The 22,002-nt window shown below is 61.5% G+C and carries 21 protein-coding genes; 9 read left to right on the top strand and 12 right to left on the bottom strand.

The window, feature by feature from the left end; all coding sequences use genetic code 11:
- Positions 1 to 171: 171 nt before the first annotated feature.
- The 4 genes from EJ073_RS13395 to EJ073_RS13410 all read right to left on the bottom strand — a co-directional run bounded on the left by EJ073_RS13395 (position 172) and on the right by EJ073_RS13410 (position 4,101).
- A complete protein-coding gene (locus EJ073_RS13395; RefSeq protein ID WP_126056155.1) occupies positions 172 to 1,185 on the bottom strand; it encodes a zinc-binding alcohol dehydrogenase family protein in 1,014 nt (337 codons plus the stop codon).
- A gap of 72 nt (positions 1,186 to 1,257) precedes the next feature.
- Positions 1,258 to 2,178 (bottom strand): sugar ABC transporter substrate-binding protein, encoded by a 921-nt coding sequence (locus tag EJ073_RS13400; RefSeq protein WP_126056156.1) that lies wholly within the window; start codon positions 2,176 to 2,178, stop codon positions 1,258 to 1,260.
- An 88-nt stretch (positions 2,179 to 2,266) separates the two neighbouring features.
- On the bottom strand, positions 2,267 to 3,052 hold the full coding sequence (locus EJ073_RS13405; protein ID WP_126056157.1) for an ATP-binding cassette domain-containing protein: 786 nt from the start codon (positions 3,050 to 3,052) through the stop codon (positions 2,267 to 2,269).
- The gene (locus EJ073_RS13410) at positions 3,049 to 4,101 is read right to left on the bottom strand and encodes an ABC transporter permease (RefSeq protein ID WP_245455565.1); all 1,053 of its coding nucleotides are present in this window, start codon (positions 4,099 to 4,101) and stop codon (positions 3,049 to 3,051) included. Before EJ073_RS13410 ends, EJ073_RS13405 begins: the two co-directional genes overlap by 4 nt.
- A gap of 168 nt (positions 4,102 to 4,269) precedes the next feature.
- Here EJ073_RS13410 and EJ073_RS13415 point away from each other — a divergent pair, with 168 nt between their 5' ends.
- Positions 4,270 to 5,166 (top strand): GntR family transcriptional regulator, encoded by an 897-nt coding sequence (locus EJ073_RS13415; protein WP_126056158.1) that lies wholly within the window; start codon positions 4,270 to 4,272, stop codon positions 5,164 to 5,166.
- A 64-nt stretch (positions 5,167 to 5,230) separates the two neighbouring features.
- On the opposite strand, the gene EJ073_RS13420 is transcribed toward EJ073_RS13415, so the two are convergent.
- Positions 5,231 to 5,824, bottom strand: coding sequence for a DJ-1/PfpI family protein (locus EJ073_RS13420; RefSeq protein ID WP_126056159.1), 594 nt, complete (start codon positions 5,822 to 5,824; stop codon positions 5,231 to 5,233).
- A 168-nt stretch (positions 5,825 to 5,992) separates the two neighbouring features.
- A complete protein-coding gene (locus EJ073_RS13425) occupies positions 5,993 to 6,682 on the bottom strand; it encodes a GntR family transcriptional regulator (protein ID WP_126056160.1) in 690 nt (229 codons plus the stop codon).
- 141 nt (positions 6,683 to 6,823) lie between these two features.
- Between EJ073_RS13425 and EJ073_RS13430 the strand changes: the two genes are divergently transcribed.
- The 3 genes from EJ073_RS13430 to EJ073_RS13440 are packed head-to-tail and all read left to right on the top strand — an operon-like array spanning position 6,824 to position 10,390.
- Positions 6,824 to 8,053, top strand: a complete 1,230-nt coding sequence (locus EJ073_RS13430; protein ID WP_126056161.1) for an iron-containing alcohol dehydrogenase — start codon at positions 6,824 to 6,826, stop codon at positions 8,051 to 8,053.
- A gap of 58 nt (positions 8,054 to 8,111) precedes the next feature.
- The gene (locus tag EJ073_RS13435; protein ID WP_245455718.1) at positions 8,112 to 9,560 is read left to right on the top strand and encodes an NAD-dependent succinate-semialdehyde dehydrogenase; all 1,449 of its coding nucleotides are present in this window, start codon (positions 8,112 to 8,114) and stop codon (positions 9,558 to 9,560) included.
- The gene (locus tag EJ073_RS13440; protein ID WP_126056163.1) at positions 9,557 to 10,390 is read left to right on the top strand and encodes an alpha/beta hydrolase; all 834 of its coding nucleotides are present in this window, start codon (positions 9,557 to 9,559) and stop codon (positions 10,388 to 10,390) included. Before EJ073_RS13435 ends, EJ073_RS13440 begins: the two co-directional genes overlap by 4 nt.
- On the opposite strand, the gene EJ073_RS13445 is transcribed toward EJ073_RS13440, so the two are convergent.
- Entirely contained in the window at positions 10,387 to 11,088 is a 702-nt protein-coding gene (locus tag EJ073_RS13445; protein WP_127282711.1) for a GntR family transcriptional regulator, read from the bottom strand. The genes EJ073_RS13440 and EJ073_RS13445 overlap by 4 nt on opposite strands.
- Positions 11,089 to 11,405: 317 nt before the next feature.
- On the opposite strand from EJ073_RS13445, the gene EJ073_RS13450 reads away from it, so the two are divergent.
- The 5 genes from EJ073_RS13450 to ugpC all read left to right on the top strand — a co-directional run bounded on the left by EJ073_RS13450 (position 11,406) and on the right by ugpC (position 16,759).
- Positions 11,406 to 12,584, top strand: coding sequence for a mandelate racemase/muconate lactonizing enzyme family protein (locus EJ073_RS13450; protein ID WP_126056164.1), 1,179 nt, complete (start codon positions 11,406 to 11,408; stop codon positions 12,582 to 12,584).
- A gap of 19 nt (positions 12,585 to 12,603) precedes the next feature.
- A complete protein-coding gene (locus EJ073_RS13455; RefSeq protein ID WP_245455566.1) occupies positions 12,604 to 13,866 on the top strand; it encodes an extracellular solute-binding protein in 1,263 nt (420 codons plus the stop codon).
- A gap of 156 nt (positions 13,867 to 14,022) precedes the next feature.
- Positions 14,023 to 14,859, top strand: a complete 837-nt coding sequence (locus tag EJ073_RS13460) for a sugar ABC transporter permease (RefSeq protein ID WP_245455567.1) — start codon at positions 14,023 to 14,025, stop codon at positions 14,857 to 14,859.
- Between the two features lie 10 nt (positions 14,860 to 14,869).
- The gene (locus EJ073_RS13465) at positions 14,870 to 15,703 is read left to right on the top strand and encodes a carbohydrate ABC transporter permease (RefSeq protein ID WP_210211290.1); all 834 of its coding nucleotides are present in this window, start codon (positions 14,870 to 14,872) and stop codon (positions 15,701 to 15,703) included.
- A 3-nt stretch (positions 15,704 to 15,706) separates the two neighbouring features.
- Positions 15,707 to 16,759: a sn-glycerol-3-phosphate ABC transporter ATP-binding protein UgpC gene (gene ugpC, locus EJ073_RS13470; RefSeq protein WP_126056166.1), complete on the top strand. Its 1,053-nt coding sequence runs from the start codon at positions 15,707 to 15,709 to the stop codon at positions 16,757 to 16,759.
- A 152-nt stretch (positions 16,760 to 16,911) separates the two neighbouring features.
- On the opposite strand, the gene EJ073_RS13475 is transcribed toward ugpC, so the two are convergent.
- The 5 genes from EJ073_RS13475 to EJ073_RS13495 all read right to left on the bottom strand — a co-directional run bounded on the left by EJ073_RS13475 (position 16,912) and on the right by EJ073_RS13495 (position 21,892).
- Entirely contained in the window at positions 16,912 to 18,111 is a 1,200-nt protein-coding gene (locus EJ073_RS13475; RefSeq protein ID WP_126056167.1) for a mandelate racemase/muconate lactonizing enzyme family protein, read from the bottom strand.
- 9 nt (positions 18,112 to 18,120) lie between these two features.
- Positions 18,121 to 18,447, bottom strand: a complete 327-nt coding sequence (locus EJ073_RS13480; protein WP_126056168.1) for an NIPSNAP family protein — start codon at positions 18,445 to 18,447, stop codon at positions 18,121 to 18,123.
- 95 nt (positions 18,448 to 18,542) lie between these two features.
- Complete coding sequence (locus tag EJ073_RS13485) at positions 18,543 to 19,901, bottom strand: mandelate racemase/muconate lactonizing enzyme family protein (protein ID WP_126056169.1); 1,359 nt, start codon at positions 19,899 to 19,901, stop codon at positions 18,543 to 18,545.
- A gap of 59 nt (positions 19,902 to 19,960) precedes the next feature.
- Positions 19,961 to 21,127, bottom strand: coding sequence for a mandelate racemase/muconate lactonizing enzyme family protein (locus EJ073_RS13490; protein WP_126056170.1), 1,167 nt, complete (start codon positions 21,125 to 21,127; stop codon positions 19,961 to 19,963).
- A 54-nt stretch (positions 21,128 to 21,181) separates the two neighbouring features.
- The gene (locus tag EJ073_RS13495) at positions 21,182 to 21,892 is read right to left on the bottom strand and encodes a GntR family transcriptional regulator (RefSeq protein WP_126056171.1); all 711 of its coding nucleotides are present in this window, start codon (positions 21,890 to 21,892) and stop codon (positions 21,182 to 21,184) included.
- Between the last annotated feature and the right edge of the window lie 110 nt (positions 21,893 to 22,002).

A 22,002-nucleotide genomic window follows, 5' to 3' on the forward strand; every position in this document is an offset into this window, starting at 1 on the left:
ACCACGAGACAGCCATCCGATTTAGCACGGCTGGCAAACCAGGAAGACTAACCCACCTCGAAACGTGACGACAACTAGCCCTTTAGTAACCGGTCGCCAGTGTCGAACACAACCACTTTGTGAGATAGGTTCGGCCCGCGTTTGTTCAGTTGAGCTGCTGCTTTGGAGGCCCTAGAAGGCGATCACGGCCTTGATAAGCCCCGATTTCTGATTTGCCCAGTGAGAAATATCGCGCGGGCTGTTTTGAACGGTGGTGTGGTGCGTTGTGAGCTTGTCCACGGGTATGGCGCCGTCGTGCATTGCCGCCATGACGTGGTCGAAGTCGACGCGAAGCGCGTTGCGGCTGCCGATCAGCATCATCTCGCGTTTGTGGAATTCGGGGTCGGAGAAGCTGATCTGGTCCTTGATCACGCTTACCATTACCAGGGCACCGCCGTGGGCCACGTAACCGAAAGCTGCCTGTATCGAAGCCTTGCTGCCGGTCGCATCGAAGACGAGGTCGAAGCAATCGCCATCGGTTCGTTCTCTCACCAGATCGACAGGTAAAACCGAAGCACCATCAATGACGGGAAACCCGAGTTGGCTTTCGGCGAAGTCGAGCCGTTCCGTGCTGGTGTCCATGAGCGTCACCGCTTGGCCGGCAATACGCGCAAACAATGCCGTACCCAGTCCGATGGGCCCGGCGCCGACGACCAGCGTATGTGCGCCGGCAGCAAGCTCGGAGCGTCTCACCGCGTGAGCGCCGATCGCCAGGAACTCGACAGCCGCCGCGTGAACGAGCGGCAGTCCTGCGACCGGGTAGAGGTTGCCGGCAGGCACCAGCAATTCCTCACACATGCCGCCGTCGCGATGAACGCCCAACACCTCGATCGATACGCAGCAATTCGGCTTGCCGTGACGGCAGGCAATGCATTTGTCGCAGGCAAAATAGGGATTTACGACGACCCGCTCACCGACCTCGATGGTGACGCCTTCGCCAACCGCAGTCACGGTGCCAGAGAGTTCATGCCCCATGACACGTGGATAGGCCAGGTAGGGATGCTTGCCCTCAAAGATGTGGTAATCGGTGCCACAGATGCCGACATGGCTGATGCTGACCAGCGCCCATCCGGCGCCAGGCGGGCCGGGCGCCGGGCGATCCTCGAAGATCAGTTCGCCGGGCTTTCGGCATACGAGCGCTTTCATGCGAATTGTCTTCCTGAAATGTTTCAAAAAGAACCCGGCGGCGGAGATCACCGCCGGGCCAAGGTGTGGAGCCTATTCGAAGTCTTTGACGTTCTGCAGCGTCACCAGTCCTGCCCCGGTATCCACATTGGCTTCGACGGTCTCCCCGCGGATCGCCTTGACGACAGTATCGATGCCAAGTTCGCCCATTTTTGCCGGAAATTGCGCAACGCTGGCATCTTCCGCGCCGGACTTGATCGCTTCGATCTCACCGCAGCAGGCGTCGAAGCCGACAAGGATGATCTTGTCGTTGGCGATCCCCGCATTGCTGATCGACTTGACGGCTCCTGGGATAGGCGGTCCGCAGGCTGCGTAGATTGCCTTGAGATCGGGATTGGCGGTCAGGATGTCCTCGGTCACCGACGTGCCAAGTTCGAGCGTGCAATTGGTTGCACCCTTGCCGACGACGTCCACCTTGACGTCGCCGAGCCCCTCCATCATGCCGGTGACCCTGTCGTCCAGCGCAGGCACTCCCGGAACGCCTTGCAGGATACCTATCTTGTCGCCGCTCTTGAGCACTGTCTTCAGATACTCTCCGGCGATCTTGCCGCCGTTGAGGTTGTTGGTCGAAACCAACGCGGTCTGGCCTTTCCAGTCCGGGATACCGTTGTCGACGAGAACCACCTTGATGCCGGCAGCGACCGCCTTGTCGAGCGTCGGCGCGACGGTCGGATCGACGGGAGTGATCGCCAGACCCTTGACCCCTTGCGTGATCATCGATTCGATCAGGGCAATCTGGCCCTCGATGTCGGTTGCCGCCTGGCCCTGGCCGGTGACCAACTCGACTTCAGGATGAGCGGCCGCGTATTTCTTGGCGGCATCCTCCATGGTCGAGTAGAACGGCACCGGGAATTTCGTAATCAGGCCGACCTTGATCTTGTCGGCCGCCGAAGCCGGCATCGCACACGCAACGCCGATCGCCAGCCCAGCGAACAGTTTTCGGTTTATTGGCATTCCATTCCTCCCTTGGAATTGAGGCGGCTTCCGACGGAAGTCGCTTCAGTCATTTGCGGACCGGAACGGTCCCCAAATCTCGAACGGATCAGGCTCCCACGATCATGGAGACCAGTTCCTGCTTGTTGTCCTTGGTCGGCATCAGCTCACCGACCTTGCGGCCCTGGCGAAGCACCACGGCGCGATCGGCAAGCTCGACGACATGCTCCATGTTGTGGGTTATCAGGATGACGGCGTTGCCCTGGTTGCGCAGGGCGGCGACCAAGTTGAGCACTTGCCGCGATTCACGCAGCCCAAGTGCGGCGGTCGGCTCGTCCAGGATCACGACCTTGCGGGCAAACACGGTCGACCGGGCCACCGCAATGGCTTGCCTTTGTCCACCCGACATCATGGCAACGACGGCGTCCAGCCTTGGCAACGTGACTTTCAAATTGGCGAGCAGAATGCGCGTTTCGGCATCCATCCGGCGCTGTTGAAGAAATCGCATGCCGCGAGGAAGCCATTGCGGCCCCGCCAGTTCGCGACCGGCAAAGAAGTTCTGTCCTGGCGTCAGATTGTCGAACAGCGCCAGATCCTGGTAGACAGTCTCGATGCCGGCGAAGCGCGCATCCGCAGGGGAGCGTATCTGCGTTGGCGCACCGTCCAGGAGGATCGCGCCGGCATCGAGTTGGTGCACTCCGCTGATGCATTTGGTCAACGTCGACTTGCCAGCGCCGTTGTCGCCAAGAAGCCCCAAGATCTCGCCGCGTCGGACCTCGATGCTGACGTCGTCCAGCGCCACAACCGAGCCGAAACGCTTGGTCGCGCCGCGTACCGCAAGCACAGGATATTCAGCGGTGGCTGCATGATCGACGCCTGCTGGAACGGCACTCACGACTGCCTCCCGGCCTGCATGACGCGCACGCGCCCTTCAAGATAGTTGCGCAACACATCGGACTCGACCGCTATGACGATGACCACCCCGATAACGATGAGTTGGAAGAAGACGTTGACGTTGAGCAGGTTGAGCGCGTTGCGGATGACGCCGATCATGATGGCGCCGATCAAGGCATGGCCAAGATGGCCGCGGCCGCCGAGAAAGCTGGCACCGCCGATGATCACCGCCGCGATCGTATCCAGTTCCAGCAGATTGCCGAACAAGGGCGAACCGGCGTCGGTGCGGCCGGCAAGGATGACCGCACCGACGCCGGCGCACAGTCCTGAGATCACATAGACCGAAACCAGGACCCAGGAGACGGGAATACCCATGCGGACTGCGGCGTCGGGCCGGCCGCCAACGGCATAGATCCAGCGCCCCCAGACCATCGTCTTGGCCATGACGAAAATCACCGCGGCAACGCCCGCGACCACAAATACCGATCCCGGCAGACCCCAGACCGCCTCGCGGCCAAGCGCATCGATGGCATCCGGCATGCCGGGAATGGCCCGCCCGTCGGCGAGTTGGAGCGCCAATCCCTTGGCGATGCTCAATGTCGCCAGCGTGATGATGAACGGATGCGGCAACCGACCGAAGACGTAGAAGAGCCCGTTGATGGCGCCGACCGCCGCACCGCAGCCAACCATGACCGCGATTACCAGGACGGCGGGAGCGCCGGCATGGAAGCTGAGCGCGCCGACGACCGAAGCCAGTGCCACGTTCGAGCCGACGGACAGATCGATCCCGCGTGTCAGGATGACAAGATGCTGGCCCATCGCCACAACAGAGATGACGGCGGTCTGGGCGAGGATGTTGCTGAGGTTGCGTCCGGTCAAGAAATAGGGCGACAAAAAACTGAGAACGACAATCAGCAGCGCCAGGATAACAACCGGGCCAGCACTCAGCAGGGCCAAGCCCAGCGCGAGTCCGGGAACAGCTTCTTGCTTCCTGGGTGCTCGCAATGCGGCCTCGCCGACAGTGGTGCCGGTGTCTCCCGTTTCAGGCAAGTTCCCCTCCCCGCCGGGGCTTTTGTAAGCCTCGTCGTCAAAAAACTTGTGCTGTATTTTAGCTTCCTCTTATCGATAAAAAACAACCAGAGTATCCCTTGGTCAAGTTGTTTTTTATGGATAAAGTTCACGCTGGAAAGAACAAGGTAATGCTCTGAGGTAGATCCTATGCGAACCGACACTGTCTACAAGAAGGCTTTCAACCGGGTCGCCAGTATGCTGCACGACGGACAATTGACCGGCGAGCTTCCTTCCGAAAATGAGCTTAGACGGCGAATGGGAGTCAGCCGCACGACTGTCCGAAAGGTCCTGAGAGAACTTGCCCGCCGCGACCTTATCGCCGAGCGCGGCGGCGTCAGGACGGCAGGCCGAGCGGTCGAGGATAACGATTACTATCCCGACGCCGAAACCACATCACGCGCCAAGCACGTCGAGCAGCAATTCATGGAGTGGATGCTGCGCGGTGACACCAGACCCGGCACCAGCATCAACGAGCTCGAGCTTGCGCGGCAGTTCGGTGTCGCAACCAACGGAATTCGCGAGTTCCTGATCCGCTTTAGCCGATTTGGGCTGCTCGAAAAAAGGCCGAACACGGGTTGGCTTTTCAAGGGCTTTACGGAAGATTTCGCACTTGAGCTGTTCGAGATCCGCGTAATGTTCGAGCTGCGCTCGGCGCATCTGTTTTCACAGCAGGCCGACACTTCTCCCCTGTGGGAGAAGCTGGCCGTGCTCAAGATTGCGCATACCGAACTGCTGAAGCGGATTGAAAGCCGCTTCCACGACTTTTCAGGCCTCGATAACCGGTTTCACCGGCTCATAAACGAGGCTTCGCCGAACCGCTTCATCGACGATTTCTACGATATCATCAGCTTCATTTTTCACTACCACTATCAGTGGAACAAACATGACGAGAAGCAGCGCAACCAGGCGGCGATCCTGGAGCATCTTGCCTATATCGATGCGCTCGAAAGCCGCGATCCCGAGCGCATTGAGCGAGCCTGCCGAGCACATCTGGGCTCGGCAAGAGAAACGCTGATGCGTTCGCTGATCGTATTTGACGAATGATGGAATCGAGCCACCTTTGAAGGGGGCCGACGCATCCATTGCGGGATGCGTCGGGACCAAACGCTTACGCGTGGCGGATTTCCGTTCCCAGCACCTTCAGGCATTCACGGATGAACGCCGCAAGCGCCGTCCAACCTTTCGCCGAAACCATCGTCCCATCCACATAGGCATCGGTGGGCGACAGGTCGATGTACGTGCCGCCTGCCAGCGTCACCTCCGGTTCGCAAGCCGCGAGCGCGCCGACCTTCTTGCCGCGGACGACGCCGTCCACCGCTATCAGGATCTGGACGCCGTGGCAGATCGTAAATATCGGTTTGTTCGCCTCGTGGAAGTGGCGCACCATCGCCTGCACGCGCTTGTCGGTGCGGATATATTCCGGTCCGCGCCCGCCGGCGCAGTAGACGGCGTCGTATTGGCTCAGTTGCTTCTCGGCGTCGGAAAAGGTCTTGTTGATCAGCGCATTGTGACCGGGCTTTTCGGTATAGGTCTGATCGCCTTCAAAATCGTGCAGCGATGTCTTGATCAGGTCGCCGGCTTTCTTGTCGGGGCAGACGACATGAACAGTATGGCCGACGGCCTCCATCGCCTGCTGGTAGACGAAGATTTCATATTCCTCGGTGAATTCGCCCGTCAGCATCAGTATCTTTTTTCCTGGCATGGTCTTCCTCTCGGTTTGTGGGAAGGCGAGGTGCATTTGGCGCCTCGCCAGACAGGGATCGAAATCGGAGCAGAGCGGTTAAGTCGGGGAATAGTTTTCCTTGGCGTTGGCTGGGCGATCGGCGGCCCGTCGAGCTTGACGGTCCCCGGGCAAGCGAGATCGCGATGGCTACTCGAACGCAGGCAGGAGCCGGTCCCGCGAATTCTCGATGTGCACGCGCATGGCTTTTTCGGCGGCGTCCGGATCGCCCGCGGAGAAGGCGGCGAGGATGGCCTCATGCTCGTCGAGTGCCTCTTCGGTCACGCGTGAGTGATACATCAAGCGGAAGATGTGGAAGTGGGTATGCTGGTGATTGAGCGTCTCGCGAATGAGCTCGTTCTGGGCGAACTCGACGATCTTGTCGTGGAAGATCGCATCCTGACGGGCGAAGTTCGAATAACGCAGGCGTTCGTCTTTCCCCTCTCGCCGGGCCATGACGCCAGCCGCTTCCTGCAGCACGGTCAGGCGCTCGTCGTCCAGTCTTGCAGTGGCTTTGGCCGCGGCAGCTGGCTCAAGCAGAAGGCGCAGCTCGTAAAGCTCGTCAAAGCGGCGGCGGGTGATTTGCGGGGCGGCCCGATAGCCGATCAGGTGGGTCTTCAACACCAGGCCCTCACCCTCCAACCTGCCAAGCGCTTCGCGAATGGGGGTATGCGAGACGTTGAATTCCTTCACGAGATTGTCGACGGTGATGCGCGATCCCGGAGCAATCCTGAGCGACATCAGCTGCGCGAAGATTGCCTCGTAAACGTCGCCGGCCAGGCTGTTGGCGCGCTGGATACGGGCTGTCGAAGGAGCTTCCGTCAGGTCCGCGTTCTGCATTGTTTACCCTCTTGACAGGAGCACTCACTAGCACGATGGTTCGGTCAATTCAATCCTATATCCTATACGATTTAAGAGAGGATATTTTGGGAAATGACCCGGACGTCGAGGCCCGGCCTCTGGAACTGAAGGATGCCGTCCATGACCTTGTTCGCAGCCGCGCGCCTGCCGCGCGAGATCCTGTTCGGCAAAGGCCAGCGTCATGTGCTGCCTGCCGTTGCCGCCAAATTTGGGCGGCGCGCGTTCGTCTGCACCGACGAGCGTTTCGCGGCGACTTCGCAGCTCGCCGAAATTCTTGCGGGCTTGCACAATGCGGCGATAGAGACGCTGGTCTACGACCGAACGCTGCCGGATGTGCCCCGCGACAGCGTCGCCGCCTGCATTGCGCAGGCGAAGGATTTCAAGCCGGACATGGTGATCGGGATCGGCGGGGGCAGCTGCCTCGACATGGCCAAATGCGCAGCACTTCTGCTCAGCCATGGTGGCAGGCCCCAGGATTACTATGGCGAGTTCAACGTACCAGGCCCTACCCTTCCCGTGATCGCAGTGCCGACGACGGCCGGGACAGGCTCCGAGGTGACCCCCGTCGCCGTGATTTCCGATCCCGATCGCACCCTGAAAGTGGGTATCTCGAGTCCTCACCTCATCGCCGCGGTGGCGCTTTGCGATCCGGATCTGACGGCGACGTGCCCCCCGTCCCTGACGGCGATCGCCGGTGCCGACGCGTTGACGCACGCAATCGAGGCCTTCACCGCAGCCAGACGCGGTGATGATCCCCGCTTGCCGCAGCAGCATGTCTTTGTCGGCAAGAGCGCCCTGACCGATCATTTCGCGCTTCTGGCTATCAGGCTGCTCGGTAGCAGTCTCGAAAAGGCATATCGCGACGGATCGGACGGGAATGCGCGCGCCGACGTTATGATGGGAGCGCTGGCCGCCGGTTGCGCCTTCGGCACCGCCGGAACGGCCGCCGCTCACGCGGTGCAGTATCCGGTCGGCGCAGTTACACATACCGCGCATGGTCTGGGCGTCGCCACCATGCTGCCATATGTGATGAGCTACAACCTTCCCGCCGCGGCCGCAGAGATTGCCGAAGTTGGCGCCGCTCTCGGCCTTTCCCGTCAGAGCGGCGACGGCGCCGATGCATCGGCGCACGCCACCATCCGCGAGGTGAGCCGGCTGTTTGCCGCCATCGGCATCCCACCGAACTTGGCCAATCTTGGCCTTCCCGAAGACAGGATCGACTGGACGGCCGAGCAGGCGCTCGGCATCGACCGGTTGATCAAGAACAATCCGCGTCCGTTCGACCTCGCCGCGATGCGACGGCTGGTCAGGGCTGCTTATGATGGCGACATGTCCGCCACCATGATGTGATCGACCAGGAGCTCACCCCATGAATATCGCCGCAGGCATATCCGACGAGGATCAAGATATGTTCGATTACGCCACGGTCTCGCACGGTCTCTACATTGGCGGACGCTGGCAGCCCTCGTCGGAGGGCCGCGTGATCGAAGTGGTCGATCCGTCAACCGAAGCCGTGATCGCGGCGGTTCCCGATGCCACGCTTGCCGACGCCGCCGCAGCCGTCGACGCGGCCTCGAAGGCAGCGGCCGGCTGGCGCGAGACCTCGCCACGCAGGCGTTCGGAAATCCTGCGGCGCTGCTTCGAACTGATGACCGAACGGGCGGAGATATTGGCTGCGCTGATCTCGCTGGAGAACGGCAAGGCGCTGCGTGACGCGCGCAGTGAGGTCGCCTACGCCGCCGAGTTCTTTCGCTGGAACGCCGAGGAGGCGGTCCGCATCAGCGGTGAGTTCGGCCTTGCGCCCTCGGGCGCCAACCGGATCATTGTCGACTACCAGCCCATCGGCATTTGCGTGCTCATCACGCCATGGAATTTTCCGGCAGCCATGGCGACGCGCAAGATCGCGCCGGCGCTCGCGGCCGGCTGTACTGTGATCCTGAAGCCAGCCAGCGAGACGCCACTGACGGCCTATGCGCTTGCAGCGCTCTACGAGGAAGCCGGCGTGCCGCCCGGCGTCGTAAACGTGCTCACGACCTCGACGCCGGGGCCGGTGACGGCTGCCATGCTGGCCGATCCACGCGTGCGAAAACTGTCATTCACCGGCTCGACCGGTATCGGCCGGGTGCTCCTGGCCGAAGCCGCCAAGCACGTCATCTCCTGTTCGATGGAACTTGGCGGCAATGCACCGTTCATTGTCTTCGACGACGCCGACCTGGAAGCAGCGCTCGACGGTGCGATGGTTGCCAAGATGCGCAATGCCGGCGAGGCCTGCACCGCCGCCAATCGGCTTTACGTGCAGGCCGGCATTCATGATGCCTTCGCCGATGGGCTGTGCAAACGCATGGCTGCCCTCAATGTAGGTCCTGGCACACACCCGGAAACCGAGTGCGGCCCGATGATCACCAGCAAGGCCGTGGACAAGATCGATCGTCTCGTCCAGGACGCGGTCGCCCGTGGCGCCAAGGTTCTGTGCGGCGGAGCGATTGCCGAAGGCAAGGGCTACTTCTACCCGCCAACGGTGCTTCGCGACGTTTCCACTGACGCCGCCATGATCCATGAGGAAATATTCGGCCCCGTGGCTCCGATCATGCGCTTCGACAGCGAGGCGGACGCCATCGCGAGGGCCAACGATACCGAATACGGTCTCGCTGCCTATATCTACACGCGCGACCTGGCCAGGGGGATGCGCGTGGCATCGAAGATCGAGGCGGGCATGATCGCCCTGAACCGCGGCCTGATGTCGGATCCGGCGGCGCCCTTTGGCGGCGTCAAGCAGAGCGGACTGGGCCGCGAAGGTGGTCAAAAGCACGGCGTTGCCGAGTTCATGGAGGCGAAGTACATCGCCGTAACCCTGTGAGCGGACACGCCAAAGATCCGTTTCGCATTCGCGATCATGTGGTCGAGTTCGACGACATCGTCGCCGAGATCGTGCGCAGAAGCGAAGATAGCAGGGCGAACGTGCCAATGGTCGGCGACGTCGCCTACGGAGATGACGCCACCGAGACCATCGATCTGTTCTTTCCCGAGGGCAAACGGGACCGCCTGCCGGTGCATATGTTCATTCACGGCGGCTATTGGCGCATGTTCTCCAAGCGTGATTATTCTTATGTCGCCGAGACCGTCACGAACGCCGGTGCGATCGCAGTCATCGTCGACTATGCGCTGATGCCAGCAGTCAGGATGGCAAAAATCGTTGACCAGACGCGCCGCGCCAAGCGATGGGTGCTTGACCATATCGCGGACCATGGCGGCGATCCCGATCTGCTGACCGTTAGCGGTCATTCCGCCGGCGCGCAGCTGGCAACGATGCTTTTCGACGGCGACGACCGGCCGTCCGGCATCAAAGCTGCGCTGCTGCTCGGCGGCCTTTACGACCTGAAGCCGTTGCAAATGTCATTCCTTGCCGCCGAGATCGCGATCACCGACGAAGAAGCCCGCCGGTTCTCGCCGATCAACCACAGCTTCGATCCATCCGTGGCCGTAGAGATCTCGGTCGGCGCCGATGAGACGCCGCCCTTCCACAGCCAGGCCGCGATGTTCATGAGCCACCTGGAAAACCAAGGGCTGGCTGTCTCGCGCACGACCCTTGCGGCGGCCAATCACATGAGCAGCGTCCGCGACCTTGGCGTGGCGGGCACCGAAGCCGCGTCACTGTTGGCCCGCTTCGTGGGATCTCAGTCAGCCTAGTAGCCGTAGTAGAGGCCCAGACCGCGCTGCAGGGCCGAGGCCAGATGCGCCTGCATGGCCGCCGCAGCCGCCTCCGGGTCGCGTGCCTTGCATGCCAGGATGACCTGCATGTGCTCGCGCAGGGATTGCAGCACGAGAGGCACGGTGACCTTTCTGTCCAGCCGGATCAGCCGGACGTAGTTGTGAAGCCGCTTGTAGGAACTGTCGATCAATGGATTGTTCAGGCTGGCAATGATGGAGTGATGCAGCAAGGTCTCGAGTTGCTCGAGGTCGGCCCTGACCAGGTCGGTGAGCCCACCGCGCTCGATCTCCTCGATGACCGCCAAATGACGTCTTTCCAGTTCCGCCAGGTCCGCCTCGTCCGCGGTTTGCGCGTAAACCCCTGTCGCTGCACGCTCCAGAATGCTGCGAAACTGGTAGGTCGACCTGGTCAGTTCGAACCCGGGCTTGACGAACTGGATGCCCGAGCGCGAATGGATGATGACGATCCCCTCTGCCTCGAGCAGCTTGAGCGCATCGCGCAGCGGCGCAACCGGGATTTGCAGCATTTCGACAAGATCGCCTTGCGACAGAAAGGCCCCCGCGGGGATCTTCCGCTCAAACAGTGTCTCAAGAATGCGCGTGTAGGCACGATCGCCAAGGCGTTGGCCGGCTGCCGCCCCGGCGGCCCCATCGGACTGATCGTCGTGCTGCGCCACTTTTGACCTCGCATCTGAAATATCTAAACATGATTCTAAAACATTACCGGCCGTGCCATCGTAAAGTATCGCATTGCCGGTTATCAATGGACCTTTGCAGGGATACGACTGACCGGGGTACTGCGCTGCGCGCAACCGGTATCCCGGGCTGCTTGCAGGTCGTCGCGCGGCCATCGAGCCAGGGCCGCTAACCGGTCGACGAAGCGTCGCCCACTGCATTTGCGTGCCTGCCTGCCGGACGGTTTTGCGCCTGGCCGCTTGCCTCTTTTCCAAAACTGAAATATCTAAAGCGCATTCTGACATATCAGAGACGCAGTATGCGCATCGCCGAGTATCGCATTACCCGCTATCAATTCGCTCGTGACCGGACCATCGGTGACAGTCAGGTCCGCATCGATGCGGCACACGTGGCCGCGCTTGAGCTCGTTGCCGAGAATGGCCTGGTCGGGCTGGGCTTTGTCCAGAGCCTGTTTCACCCCTTGCCGGACCAGGCCGAGATCGTTCGTGTTTTTGAAGAGGAGGCTTGGCCCGATCTCGCAGGGCAATCGCCTTTGGGGCTCGTGCATCGGGTCCAGCGGCCCCGCGGCGGAAACAGGCGCGCCTTCGGCTTACCTTTCGAGGAAGCCCTCCAGGTTGCGTTGTGGGATCTGAGTGCGAAGCTGGTCGGCCTGCCGTTGCACGAGCTCCTGGGGAGCCGACGCAAACGCGTGAAAGCCTACGCATCCGGTCTCGATTTCCACCTCAGCGACGATGAATTCCAAGCGTTCTTTGCCCATGCCGAGGCGCTTGGTTATCGCGCGTTCAAGATCAAGGTGGGGCATCCCGATTTCGACCGGGATTTGTCCCGGCTGGAGCTGTTGCGAAAGACGGTGCGGCCCGGCTCGTCGATCATGATTGACGCAAACGAGGCTTGGGGGGCCAAGGAGGCATCGGTAAAACTGCAGAAAATTCATAGCCTTGGCTTTGATCTGCTTTGGGTCGAGGACCCTATCCTGCGCCACGACTTCGACGGCCTTCGCAACCTCAAGGCGGCAACGCCGTGGACCATGATCAATTCAGGCGAATACCTCGATGCGGCCGGCAAGCGCCTGTTGATGCAGGCCGGCGCAACCGACATGCTGAATGTCCATGGGCAGGTGACGGACGTGATGCGGATCGGCTGGCTGGCAGCCGAACTCGGCGTTCCGGTGACGCTTGGCAATACGTTTCTCGAAATCGGCGTACACATGGCCTGTGCGCTGCCCGAAGTCGAGTGGCTCGAATACTCGTTCCAGAACTTCGATCACCTGGTCGAGCAAACAATCGAAATTCATGACGGCTGGATTCATGCGCCCGATCGAACGGGCCATGGGCTGGTCTTGTCGGAGACCGGGCGTCTGGATTGGACGCGCCCCGAAATCCTGTCGCGCGAAGACCTTGGTGAAGCGCCCGTCAACCCGCGGGTTGACGGGATCCCAAACTCGCAGCGAGCGCTGGATGAAGCGAAGGCCTGGTAGATAAAAAGGGAGGAATGACGTGCAGAAGCTGAAGATATTGACCGCTATTGCGACCATGGTGGTGGCGTCGCCGGCGCTGGCCCAGGAGATCACCGTCTGGGACGTCAACGTGGACGATGCCGCCCACGCGACATACTACGATCACGCGAAGGCCGCATTCGAGGCCGCGCACCCGGGAGCAACTCTCAACCTCCTGTCTCAACCGGACGCCGAGTACTACACGCTGCTGGGCACCGCGCTCGCTTCGAAGGCAGGCCCTGACGTCATCTGGGCCAATGGCGGCGCCCAGGCCAAGGCCCTGGTCGGCGGGCTGATCCCGCTCGACGACAAGCTGCCCGACCTGATCCCGAAGCTCGTTGGAAAGTCCGCGTTCACCGGACCTGATGGCAAGCTGTACTTCATCCCGACGACGCTGCAGGGTCACGTCGTCTACTACAACAAAGCGCTTTACAAGGCCGCAGGGCTCGATCCGGAGAAGCCGCCGACGAGTTGGGCCGAACTGACCAAGGTCTGCGACGCCTTCAAGGCGCAGGGTAAACCCGCATGCTTCATGATGGCCAACAAGGAAGGCTACAACGCCGAGTTCTTCCTTTCGGAAGCGGCGAACCAGTCGCTGACCGCGCAGCAACAGGCCGATTGGCTGGCAGGCAAGCTCCATTGGTCGGATCCGCCGATCAAGACGATCTTGCAGGCCTGGGTCGATACCGCCAAGAATGGCTGGTACCAGGAGGGCGGTAACTCGCAGACCATGTTCATGGATGAGTTCGCCCTCTTCGAGCAAGGTGTCGGAGCCAACGTGATGGGTCTGCTCTCCAACGTCGCGCATTGGAAGCAGTTCGAGACCAACATGGGCGTCGACAAGGTCGGGGTCTATCCCATGCCCTCGCCGACCGTTGCTGCCGATCAGCATGAAGGTGCCCCCGGCGTTCCGCTTGACGGCGGCGTTGGCTACGGCGTGAACAAGGACTCCGCGAACATCGATCTCGCCGTCGACGCGGTGCGAATCCTCGCTTCGCCGGAAGTCCTGTCATACCTGGTCAACGACACCGGCTCGGTGCCAGCAAACACCGAAGTCAACACATCCGGCATTGACAGCCCTGGCCTCAAGCAGATCATGGGCTGGCTTGCGACCAGGGCCGTTCCGACCACGCATGCCAATTCTTCAGCGGCCGAGCTCGATGAATGGCACCACCAGAGCCAGCTCCTGTTCAACGGTGAAACCACCGTGGACCAGGCCGCGACAGCGCTGGACAAGGTCCAGGCTGAAGCCAAGCCGCAATAGCAATCTTCTCACGCAGACAGTGGGGGCGCTGCGACGCGCCCCCGTCCCCGCATCAGTGACGTGCCCATGACCGCCAATTCGTTACACCAGACTGGCCAAGCCGCGCGGACCGGTACCCGCCCAGGCCGGAGCCGCCGGACAGAGGCGCGCGTTGCGGTGTTGTTCCTGCTTCCGGCCATCCTGCTTGTCCTGGTGTTTCGCATCTTTCCGCTGTTCTGGGGGTTTGGCATCTCCCTGACCAGCGCGACGTCGACCGACCCGGGCCAGTTCATCGGCGCCGGCAACTATCTGCGCGCACTGGACGACCCGAATTTCCGCTCCGCCATGGCCAACGCCGTCGTGGTGCTGCTATCGGTGCCGATCTTTGTGACCATCCCGATGCTGCTGGCCATCCTGATCCACCAGGGCGTGCCGGGGCGCACGTTTTTCCGCTCCGTCTATTTCTTTCCCGCCATTCTCTCGAGCGTCATCATCGGTTCTATTTTCAGCGTGGTGCTGAGCTTCAATGGCAATCTGAACGCGTTGCTGGGCATCGCGGGGATCAGCGGCGTGGACTGGCTGGGCCACTCGGCGACCGCACTTCCGGTGACGCTGGCGATCCAATGCTGGTCGACCTTCGGCATGGGTGTGCTGATCTTCCTTGCCGGGCTGTCGACCGTGTCCAAGGAAATGGTCGAAGCGGCACGTCTCGACGGCGCCAAGATGTGGCAGATCTGGTGGCATGTCATCATCCCGGAGCTTCGCCCCATCATCGAGTTCTCGACGGTGATCACGACCATCGGCCTGCTGACTTCGATGTTCGGCCTGATCTACGTGCTGACCGGCGGCGGACCTGGCACGGCGACGACGGTGCCCGAATATCTCATCTGGGCCGCACAGGGAAAGCTCAACCGGCCCGCCTACGCCGCGGCTGTCTCGATGGTGCTGTTTTTCATGACGAGCATTCTCGCATGGCTGCAGATTCGCATTTTGTCGCGCAACGCGAACATCTGAAGGAGGGGTCGTGCCAGGAGCAGGAAAACGACAGCGTCTGACCCTCAGGATCGCGGCGATCCCGATGGGGTTGCTGGCCTTGAGCTGCCTCTACCCGATCTTTTTCGCCGTCAACAACGCACTCAAGACACGTCACGATTACATGCTCGACCGCTTCGGGCTGGCCACGCAGCCCACGCTCGACAACTTCGTGCAGGCCTGGACCCGGGCGCACCTTGATGAGTATTTCCTCAATTCCGTGATTGCGACGCTCGGGGCGGTCATCCTGTTGATGGTCGTGTCTTCCATGGCCGGCTTCGCCCTCGCGTCGCTGCGCTTTCCCTATCGGCGCTTCCTGTTCGCGGTAATCCTGTCGTCGCTGATGATCCCCGTGCAGGTCGTGCTCGTGCCCTTCATGCGCACGATGCTTGCCCTCAACCTGGTCAACACGCACATCGGGCTCATCCTGTCCTACACCGCATTTTTCCTGCCTTTCTCGGTCTACATGATGACGGCGTTCTACTCCGGGCTGCCGCGCGAGCTGATCGAAGCGGCGCGGATCGACGGGGCCTCGCTGCTGCAGGTCTGGTGGCACGTGATGCTGCCCCTGGGAACGCCGGCATTGGTGACGCTGGCCATCCTCAACACGCTGAGCTGCTGGAACGACATTCTGATCTCCCTGCTGGTCATGCAGAAGCACCGCACCCTCATGGTGGGGATTTCCGCGCTCAAGGGCCAGTACTCGGACCAGATACCCCTGTTTACCGCTGGCATCGTCATCGCGGCGGCGCCGATCGTTGTTCTTTACATCCTGTTCCAGCGACGAATTGTTTCGGGCATCGCCGTGGGCGCAGTGAAAGGTTAGCCGATGGCGCGTGTCGAACTGAAACAGGTTAGCAAGAGCTTTGGATCGACGGACGTTATCCGCGATGTCTCGCTTTCGATCGAGGAGGGCGAGTTCGCCGTATTCGTTGGCCCGTCGGGCTGCGGAAAATCCACCCTGCTGCGCATGATTGCCGGGCTCGAAGAGACGAGCGGGGGCGAGATCTTCATCGGCGGCGACGACGTGACAGACGCCGAGCCTGCCGACCGCGGAGTGGCGATGGTGTTCCAGTCCTATGCGCTCTATCCGCACATGACGGTGGCGGACAACATGAGCTTCGGCCTGCGGATGGCGCACCGCCCGAAGGAGGAAATCGCCAGCAAGGTCGGGCGCGCGGCCAAGATCCTGCAGCTCGAAGAGTTTTTGCAGCGCAAGCCGGCCCAGCTCTCGGGAGGACAGCGCCAACGGGTGGCAATAGGGCGCGCGATCGTGCGCGACCCGAAGGTGTTTCTCTTCGATGAGCCGCTCAGCAACCTGGATGCCGAGCTGCGGGTGCAGATGCGCGTGGAACTCGCCAAGCTCCACCGGGTCCTTGGCAACACCATGATCTATGTGACGCACGACCAGACTGAAGCGCTGACCATGGCCGATCGGATCGTCGTGCTGCGCAGTGGGCGCATCGAGCAGATCGGCACACCGCAAAACCTCTATCAAGATCCCGACAACGCGTTCGTCGCGGGTTTCATCGGCTCTCCGCGGATGAACTTTCTGACCGCCATTGTGCAGGCGGGGGGCCGTCTCGCGTTTGGAGGCCAAGAGATGGACAGCCCGGCACAGACCCCGCTTGAGCCCGGGCGGAAACTGCAACTGGGCTTGAGGCCCGAACATCTCGACCAGGACAACGGAATCGACCTCGAGGCAAAGGTGGAATTCGTCGAAGCGATGGGCTCCACGTCCTATGTCCACGCAACGCTGGCGACCGGCGAGACCATCATCGCGGAGCGGCGGTCGTCGCAACCAAGGACCGGCGACAAGATCATCCTGCATTTTGCGCCCGCATCGTCGCGGCTCTTCGGCGAAGACGGACGCATCCGGTGAGCGTTCACGCGCCTCCTCGACCGCATGAGAACGAGAGCCGACCATCCGCCGCGTGGGACGTGATCAAGACCGGCGACGACTGAAGCGATAATCTTGGGTCCGCCGGCCCGGCGCCGGCACCGGTTGCTCGCTCTGGCTGGCTTGACGCCCAATCAGTCGAAGAACCCGGCGTCCTCTGCCAGCAGATACTGCTTGGCACCCTGGGCGTCGATGTCGAGCCCGAGCCCGGGAGCTTCGAGCAGATCGACCATCGAATCCTTTACCACCTGCTTGGGCAGGCCGATGACGATATCGTTCCACCACGGGTCCGAGGCGCTGGGATATTCGAATGCCACGTAGTTGGCGGGCAAGGTGGCGCAGACGTTGATCAGCGCGCCGAGGCCGAGCAGGCCGTTGGCGGTGCCGTGCGGCGCCATCAGGATTGAGTGCATGTAGGCGTGCTCGGCGACCCATTTGAGCTCGGCAATGCCGCCAATATCGGCCGGATCGGGGCCGATGACGCGCACCGCCTGGGTCTCGATCAGTTCCTTGAAATTGTGGCGCAGGTAGATCTGCTCGCCGGTATGGATCGGCGTCGAGGTGGAGGTCGTCAGCTCCCGGTAGGCCTGCGGATTGACCCAGGGCACATAGTCGCCGGTCAGCATGTCCTCGAGCCACATCAGATTGTACTTCTCGACCGCGCGGGCGAACCTGATCGCATCCGGCAACATCCAGCCCGGGCCGCAGTCGAGCGCCAGGCTGACCTTGTCGCCCAGCACTTCCTTCATCGCGATCACGCAGTCGAGCATGTGATTGAAACCGCGCTCGCTGATCATGCCCTGATCCATGGCGCCGTGATAGCCGGCCTTCTTCTGCGTCACGCCGTAATGGAAGCCCTCGATGGTGTCCTTCATATTGGAATGGAACGAGATTCCCTGCTTGATCATGAAGAAGTTCTGCGGCTGCTCCATCATCCATTTGACGTCGGCGGCGTAATCCTCCGGCCGATCGCCCGTGCGTTTGCGACGGATCGAGCCGTTGTAGACACGCACCTTGTCGCGCACCTTGCCGCCGAGCAGCTTGTAGGCCGGCACGCCTGCCGCCTTGCCGGCGATGTCCCACAAGGCATGCTCGATGGCGGAAACGGCAGCACCATAGGGCTTGAACGAGCCGCGTTGGCGGATCTTAAGCATCACTCGCTCGACGTCTGTCGGATCCTCGCCGATCAGCGCGTCGCGGAAATGCAGCACAAAGGGCTTGAGGTAGGTCTTGGTGAACTCGACCTCGCCAAGGCCATAGAGGCCCTCATCGGTCACGATGCGCACGATCGGGTGCTTGCCTATCACAGCGCAGCGCAGGTCGGTGATCTTCATGGCGCAGTCCTATTTCACAGACGAGAAAGCTGTCGGCGTGAGCAGCTGGCTGCTGATATTGGCAATGATCTGCCCGTCGCGCTCAGACTCGTCCCGGGCCCTGTGCCATGCCGGATCGGTGACGAAAGCCGCCCATTTCGCCTCACGCTCGGCCAGCGATTCCCAGGCGAGGAAATAGGTGAGGCGATTGCTGTTTTCGCCGATCGCCGTGGTGAAAAACCCGGCTTGGCGGATGCCATGCCTCTCCCAGATGGCCAGCGTCTGGTCGGAAAAGCGCTTGAGCAAAGCCGGCAGCCTGCCCGGCAGGCAGTCATAGTTACGCAGTTCGTAGATCATGGTTTCGTCCGTTTCTTTCTTCGCGTCTCCCCTGGGGAGGTCGACACGAATGGTCGGTCGTTGGCCCTGTGAGCCTGGAGGGCAAGGGGTCTGGGCTAACTCCAGGTCCGGTCCCAGCTATATTCATTGTCCCAATGCTCGGTGGATTGCCATATCCCCGTGACACCCGGTTGCAGGTGATGCGAGATGACCTCGTCGACGACGTCGTCGATCCCGAGGCCCGGCTTGTCCGGCACGGTGATGAAGCCGTCCTTGACGAGCGGCCTGGGGAGACCGGTGACGATATCGTCCCACCAGTCGACGTCGGCGGAGTGGTATTCGAGCGCCATGAAGTTTTCGGTCGCGGTGGCGACATGCGCCGCGGCCATCGCGGCGATCGGGCTTTCTGCCATATGGATGGCCATGGCGACGCCGTGGTTCTGCGCAATATCGCCGATCTTCTTGGTCTCGAGAATGCCGCCACTGGTGAGCAGGTCCGGGTGGATAACGGAGAGGCCGCCGCTCTTGAGCAGAGGCTCGAAGGCCTCCTTGAGGTAGATGTCCTCACCGGTGCAGATCGGCACCGTGGTGGCTTGCTGCAGTTGCCGGTATTGCTCGGTGTACTGCCAGGGGATCACGTCCTCGAGCCAGGCAGGTACGTATTTCTCGATGCGGCGCGACAGGCGTATGCCGTCCTGCAGCGAGATGTGGCCGACATGATCGATGGCTAAAGGGATCTCGTAGCCGATGACCTCGCGAACCTCGTGGATATATTGTTCGAGCAGATCGATCCCCTTGTCGGTGAAATGCAGGCCCGTGAACGGGTGCTGCACGTTCTGCGCATCGTAGGCTAGGTTGCGGGCCTTACGCTCCTCGGGTGTGCCGCCACGGCCGCGCGGATTGGCGTGAAACCCGTCGAGAGCGCCGGCGGGCGCGACGACGGCGCCCGGAACGTGGGCGATCTGCATCAAACCCAGGTCCATCTTCAAGAATGTGAACCCGCGGTCCATGCGCTCCTTGAGGCGCTTGCCGGTTTCGGTCCCGCTCGGTTTCTCGGCGTCGGTATCGCAATAGACGCGCACGTGATCGCGAAACTTGCCGCCCAGCATCTGATAGATCGGGACGCCATAGGCCTTGCCTGCGAGATCCCACAGCGCGATCTCGACTGCGGAGACGCCGCCGCCTTGGCGGCCGTGCCCGCCAAACTGCTTGATGCGGCGGAACAGGCGATCGATGTCGCAAGGGTTCTCGCCCAGCAGCCGGCTCTTCAGCATCAGCGCGTAGGTGGCGCTGGCGCCGTCACGCACCTCGCCAAGTCCGACGATGCCCTGGTTGGTGTAAATCTTGAGCAGGGCCGAGGTGAACGGCGCGCCGACGATTTCGGCAACCCGCATGTCGGTGATGCGGAGCTCGGACGGCCTGGAATTCGTGTTCACCCGATCGAGCGCCCCGTCGGCTCCACCCGTCTCTGGCATGACTTATCCTCGTTCTGGTCGATGGGGCTTATGACCCGCACATGGGCCGGCGGGCACGGCTAACTCAGCTCGATCTCGTGAGCCTGCAGGTAGTCGCGGTTCATCTCGACGCCGAGACCGGGTCTCGACGTCAGCTTGAGGCTGCCGTTCGAAACGTCGAGTGGTCTGTCGATCAGGTGATCGTATTTTCCCAGGTTCCACTCCGACGTTTCGAGTTTGTAGAAGTTGGGAACGGTCATCATCACCTGTGCTCCCGCAACCACGTTTATCGGTCCCGCGGCATCATGGGGCGAGACCGGGATGTAGTAGGCCTCGCACAGCGCGGAGATCTTCTTGAGCTCGGTGATGCCGCCGGTCCAGGTCACGTCGGGCATGATGTAGTCAGCGAGCCTGTTCTCGAGCACCGGCACGAAATCCCATTTCGTGTGACCGCGCTCGCCCCACGAGATGGCAGCGCTGACCTTCTCGCGCACCTGCTTGAGCGCGTTGAGGCTTTCGGGCGGACAAGGTTCCTCGAACCAGTCGATCTGGCCAGCCTCCTCGAGGCTGCGACAGAGGCGAATGGCGGTGGGAACGTCGAAGCGGCCATGCGCATCGATGAGGATGTCGACATCGGGGCCTGCCGTTTCGCGGATGAGAGCTGTGAGTTCGGCCGCCTCTCGCTCGTCCTTGCGAGTCATACTGCCGTCGAGGTAGCCGTCCCGCTGCTCGCGCGACAGTCCATCGGTGGTGCGGCCCTGGTGCGGGAACGGATCGAACTTCAGCCCAGTGTGGCCGGACTCGACGATGTCTCGAATTTCACGAACCACAGCCTCCTTGCTGGTGAACTTGGCCTGGTTGGGATGGGTATAGAGGGCGATTTCGTCGCGCAGCGGTCCGCCCAGCAACTCGTAGATCGGCTTGTCGAGGACTTTGCCGCGGATGTCCCAGAGGGCTATGTCGATGGCGCTCACGCATTCGACGGCAGCGCCGCGGCTGCCCATATATGTGAAGCTCCGGAAAATCTTATGCCACAGATGCTCGATACGCGCTGGATCCTCGCCTGTCACGGCGGCACCGATCTGTCGCAAGATCGTGCATAGCGCGCGGTTGGCCAGCTTTGTCGTGGTGGTGATCTCTCCCCAGCCACTCACTCCCTCGTTGGTCGACACTTCGACGAACAGGTACTCCCCCCAATAAGAAGCATCGGACTTGATTAGCCACGGCCGAATGCTCGTGATTTTCATCTCAATTGCCTCTATCTGAAGTGATCGGGATAGCGATGTTCCAGACCGGATATTCTACCCTGCCCGCGCGGCGTTGCGTGCGCGCATGTGTTCGAGGACATGCCGCCCGGAGCCCTCGACATGGCGTGCAATGAGTTCGGCTGCCTCGTCCGCATTTCCCGCTTTGACATGCGCGATGAGCTCTCGGTGCTCGCGAATGATCGCGGCGCGCCGGGCGAGCGTGAAATTGAAGCGCCGGCTCACCGCCCGTAGCACTTCCCGATGCTTCCACCAAAGCTCGGCGGCATGGCGATTATAGTGCCTCTGGTACATCACGGTATGGAAGGCGGTATCCAGTTCGCTGTGCCTGAGCGTGTCGGCAAAGTTATTCTCTTCGATCAGGCCCTGGATGCGTTCGAGCTCAGCAATGTCCTCGACGGTAGCCATATTCACGAACCATCGCGTCAGAGCCGGCTCGATCAGGACTCCGATCTCGTAGATATCCCGGACAAAATCCTGATCTATAGGTCGAACGCGCGCCCCGCGGTTGGGAACGAAGGTGACAAAGCCTTCGCCGCGCAACAGTTGCAGGGCTTCGCGCACAGGGTTGGTCGAGGTGCCGTGACGCCGGGCGAGATCGGTTACCACAAGCCGCTCGTTGGCGGCGAGCCGCCCTTCGATGATGTCTTCCCTGATCAGTTGATAAAGCGAGGCGCCCTCGCTTGAGGCCCCGAGAGGGTCAATCCCCTCGGGTGGCTCTGCTTTAAAATCGCGTGTTTCGGCCAAGACCGGCTCCCCTCGATCAATACACGTTTTGTTCGATATCACGCACGGTATCCATAAACAATGTACGATTTATCGCGTTGACAGACAACCCGCGATCTGAAAACGTACAA

Origin of the sequence: Mesorhizobium sp. M4B.F.Ca.ET.058.02.1.1, assembly GCF_003952505.1 — a bacterium.
GTDB lineage: Bacteria > Pseudomonadota > Alphaproteobacteria > Rhizobiales > Rhizobiaceae > Mesorhizobium.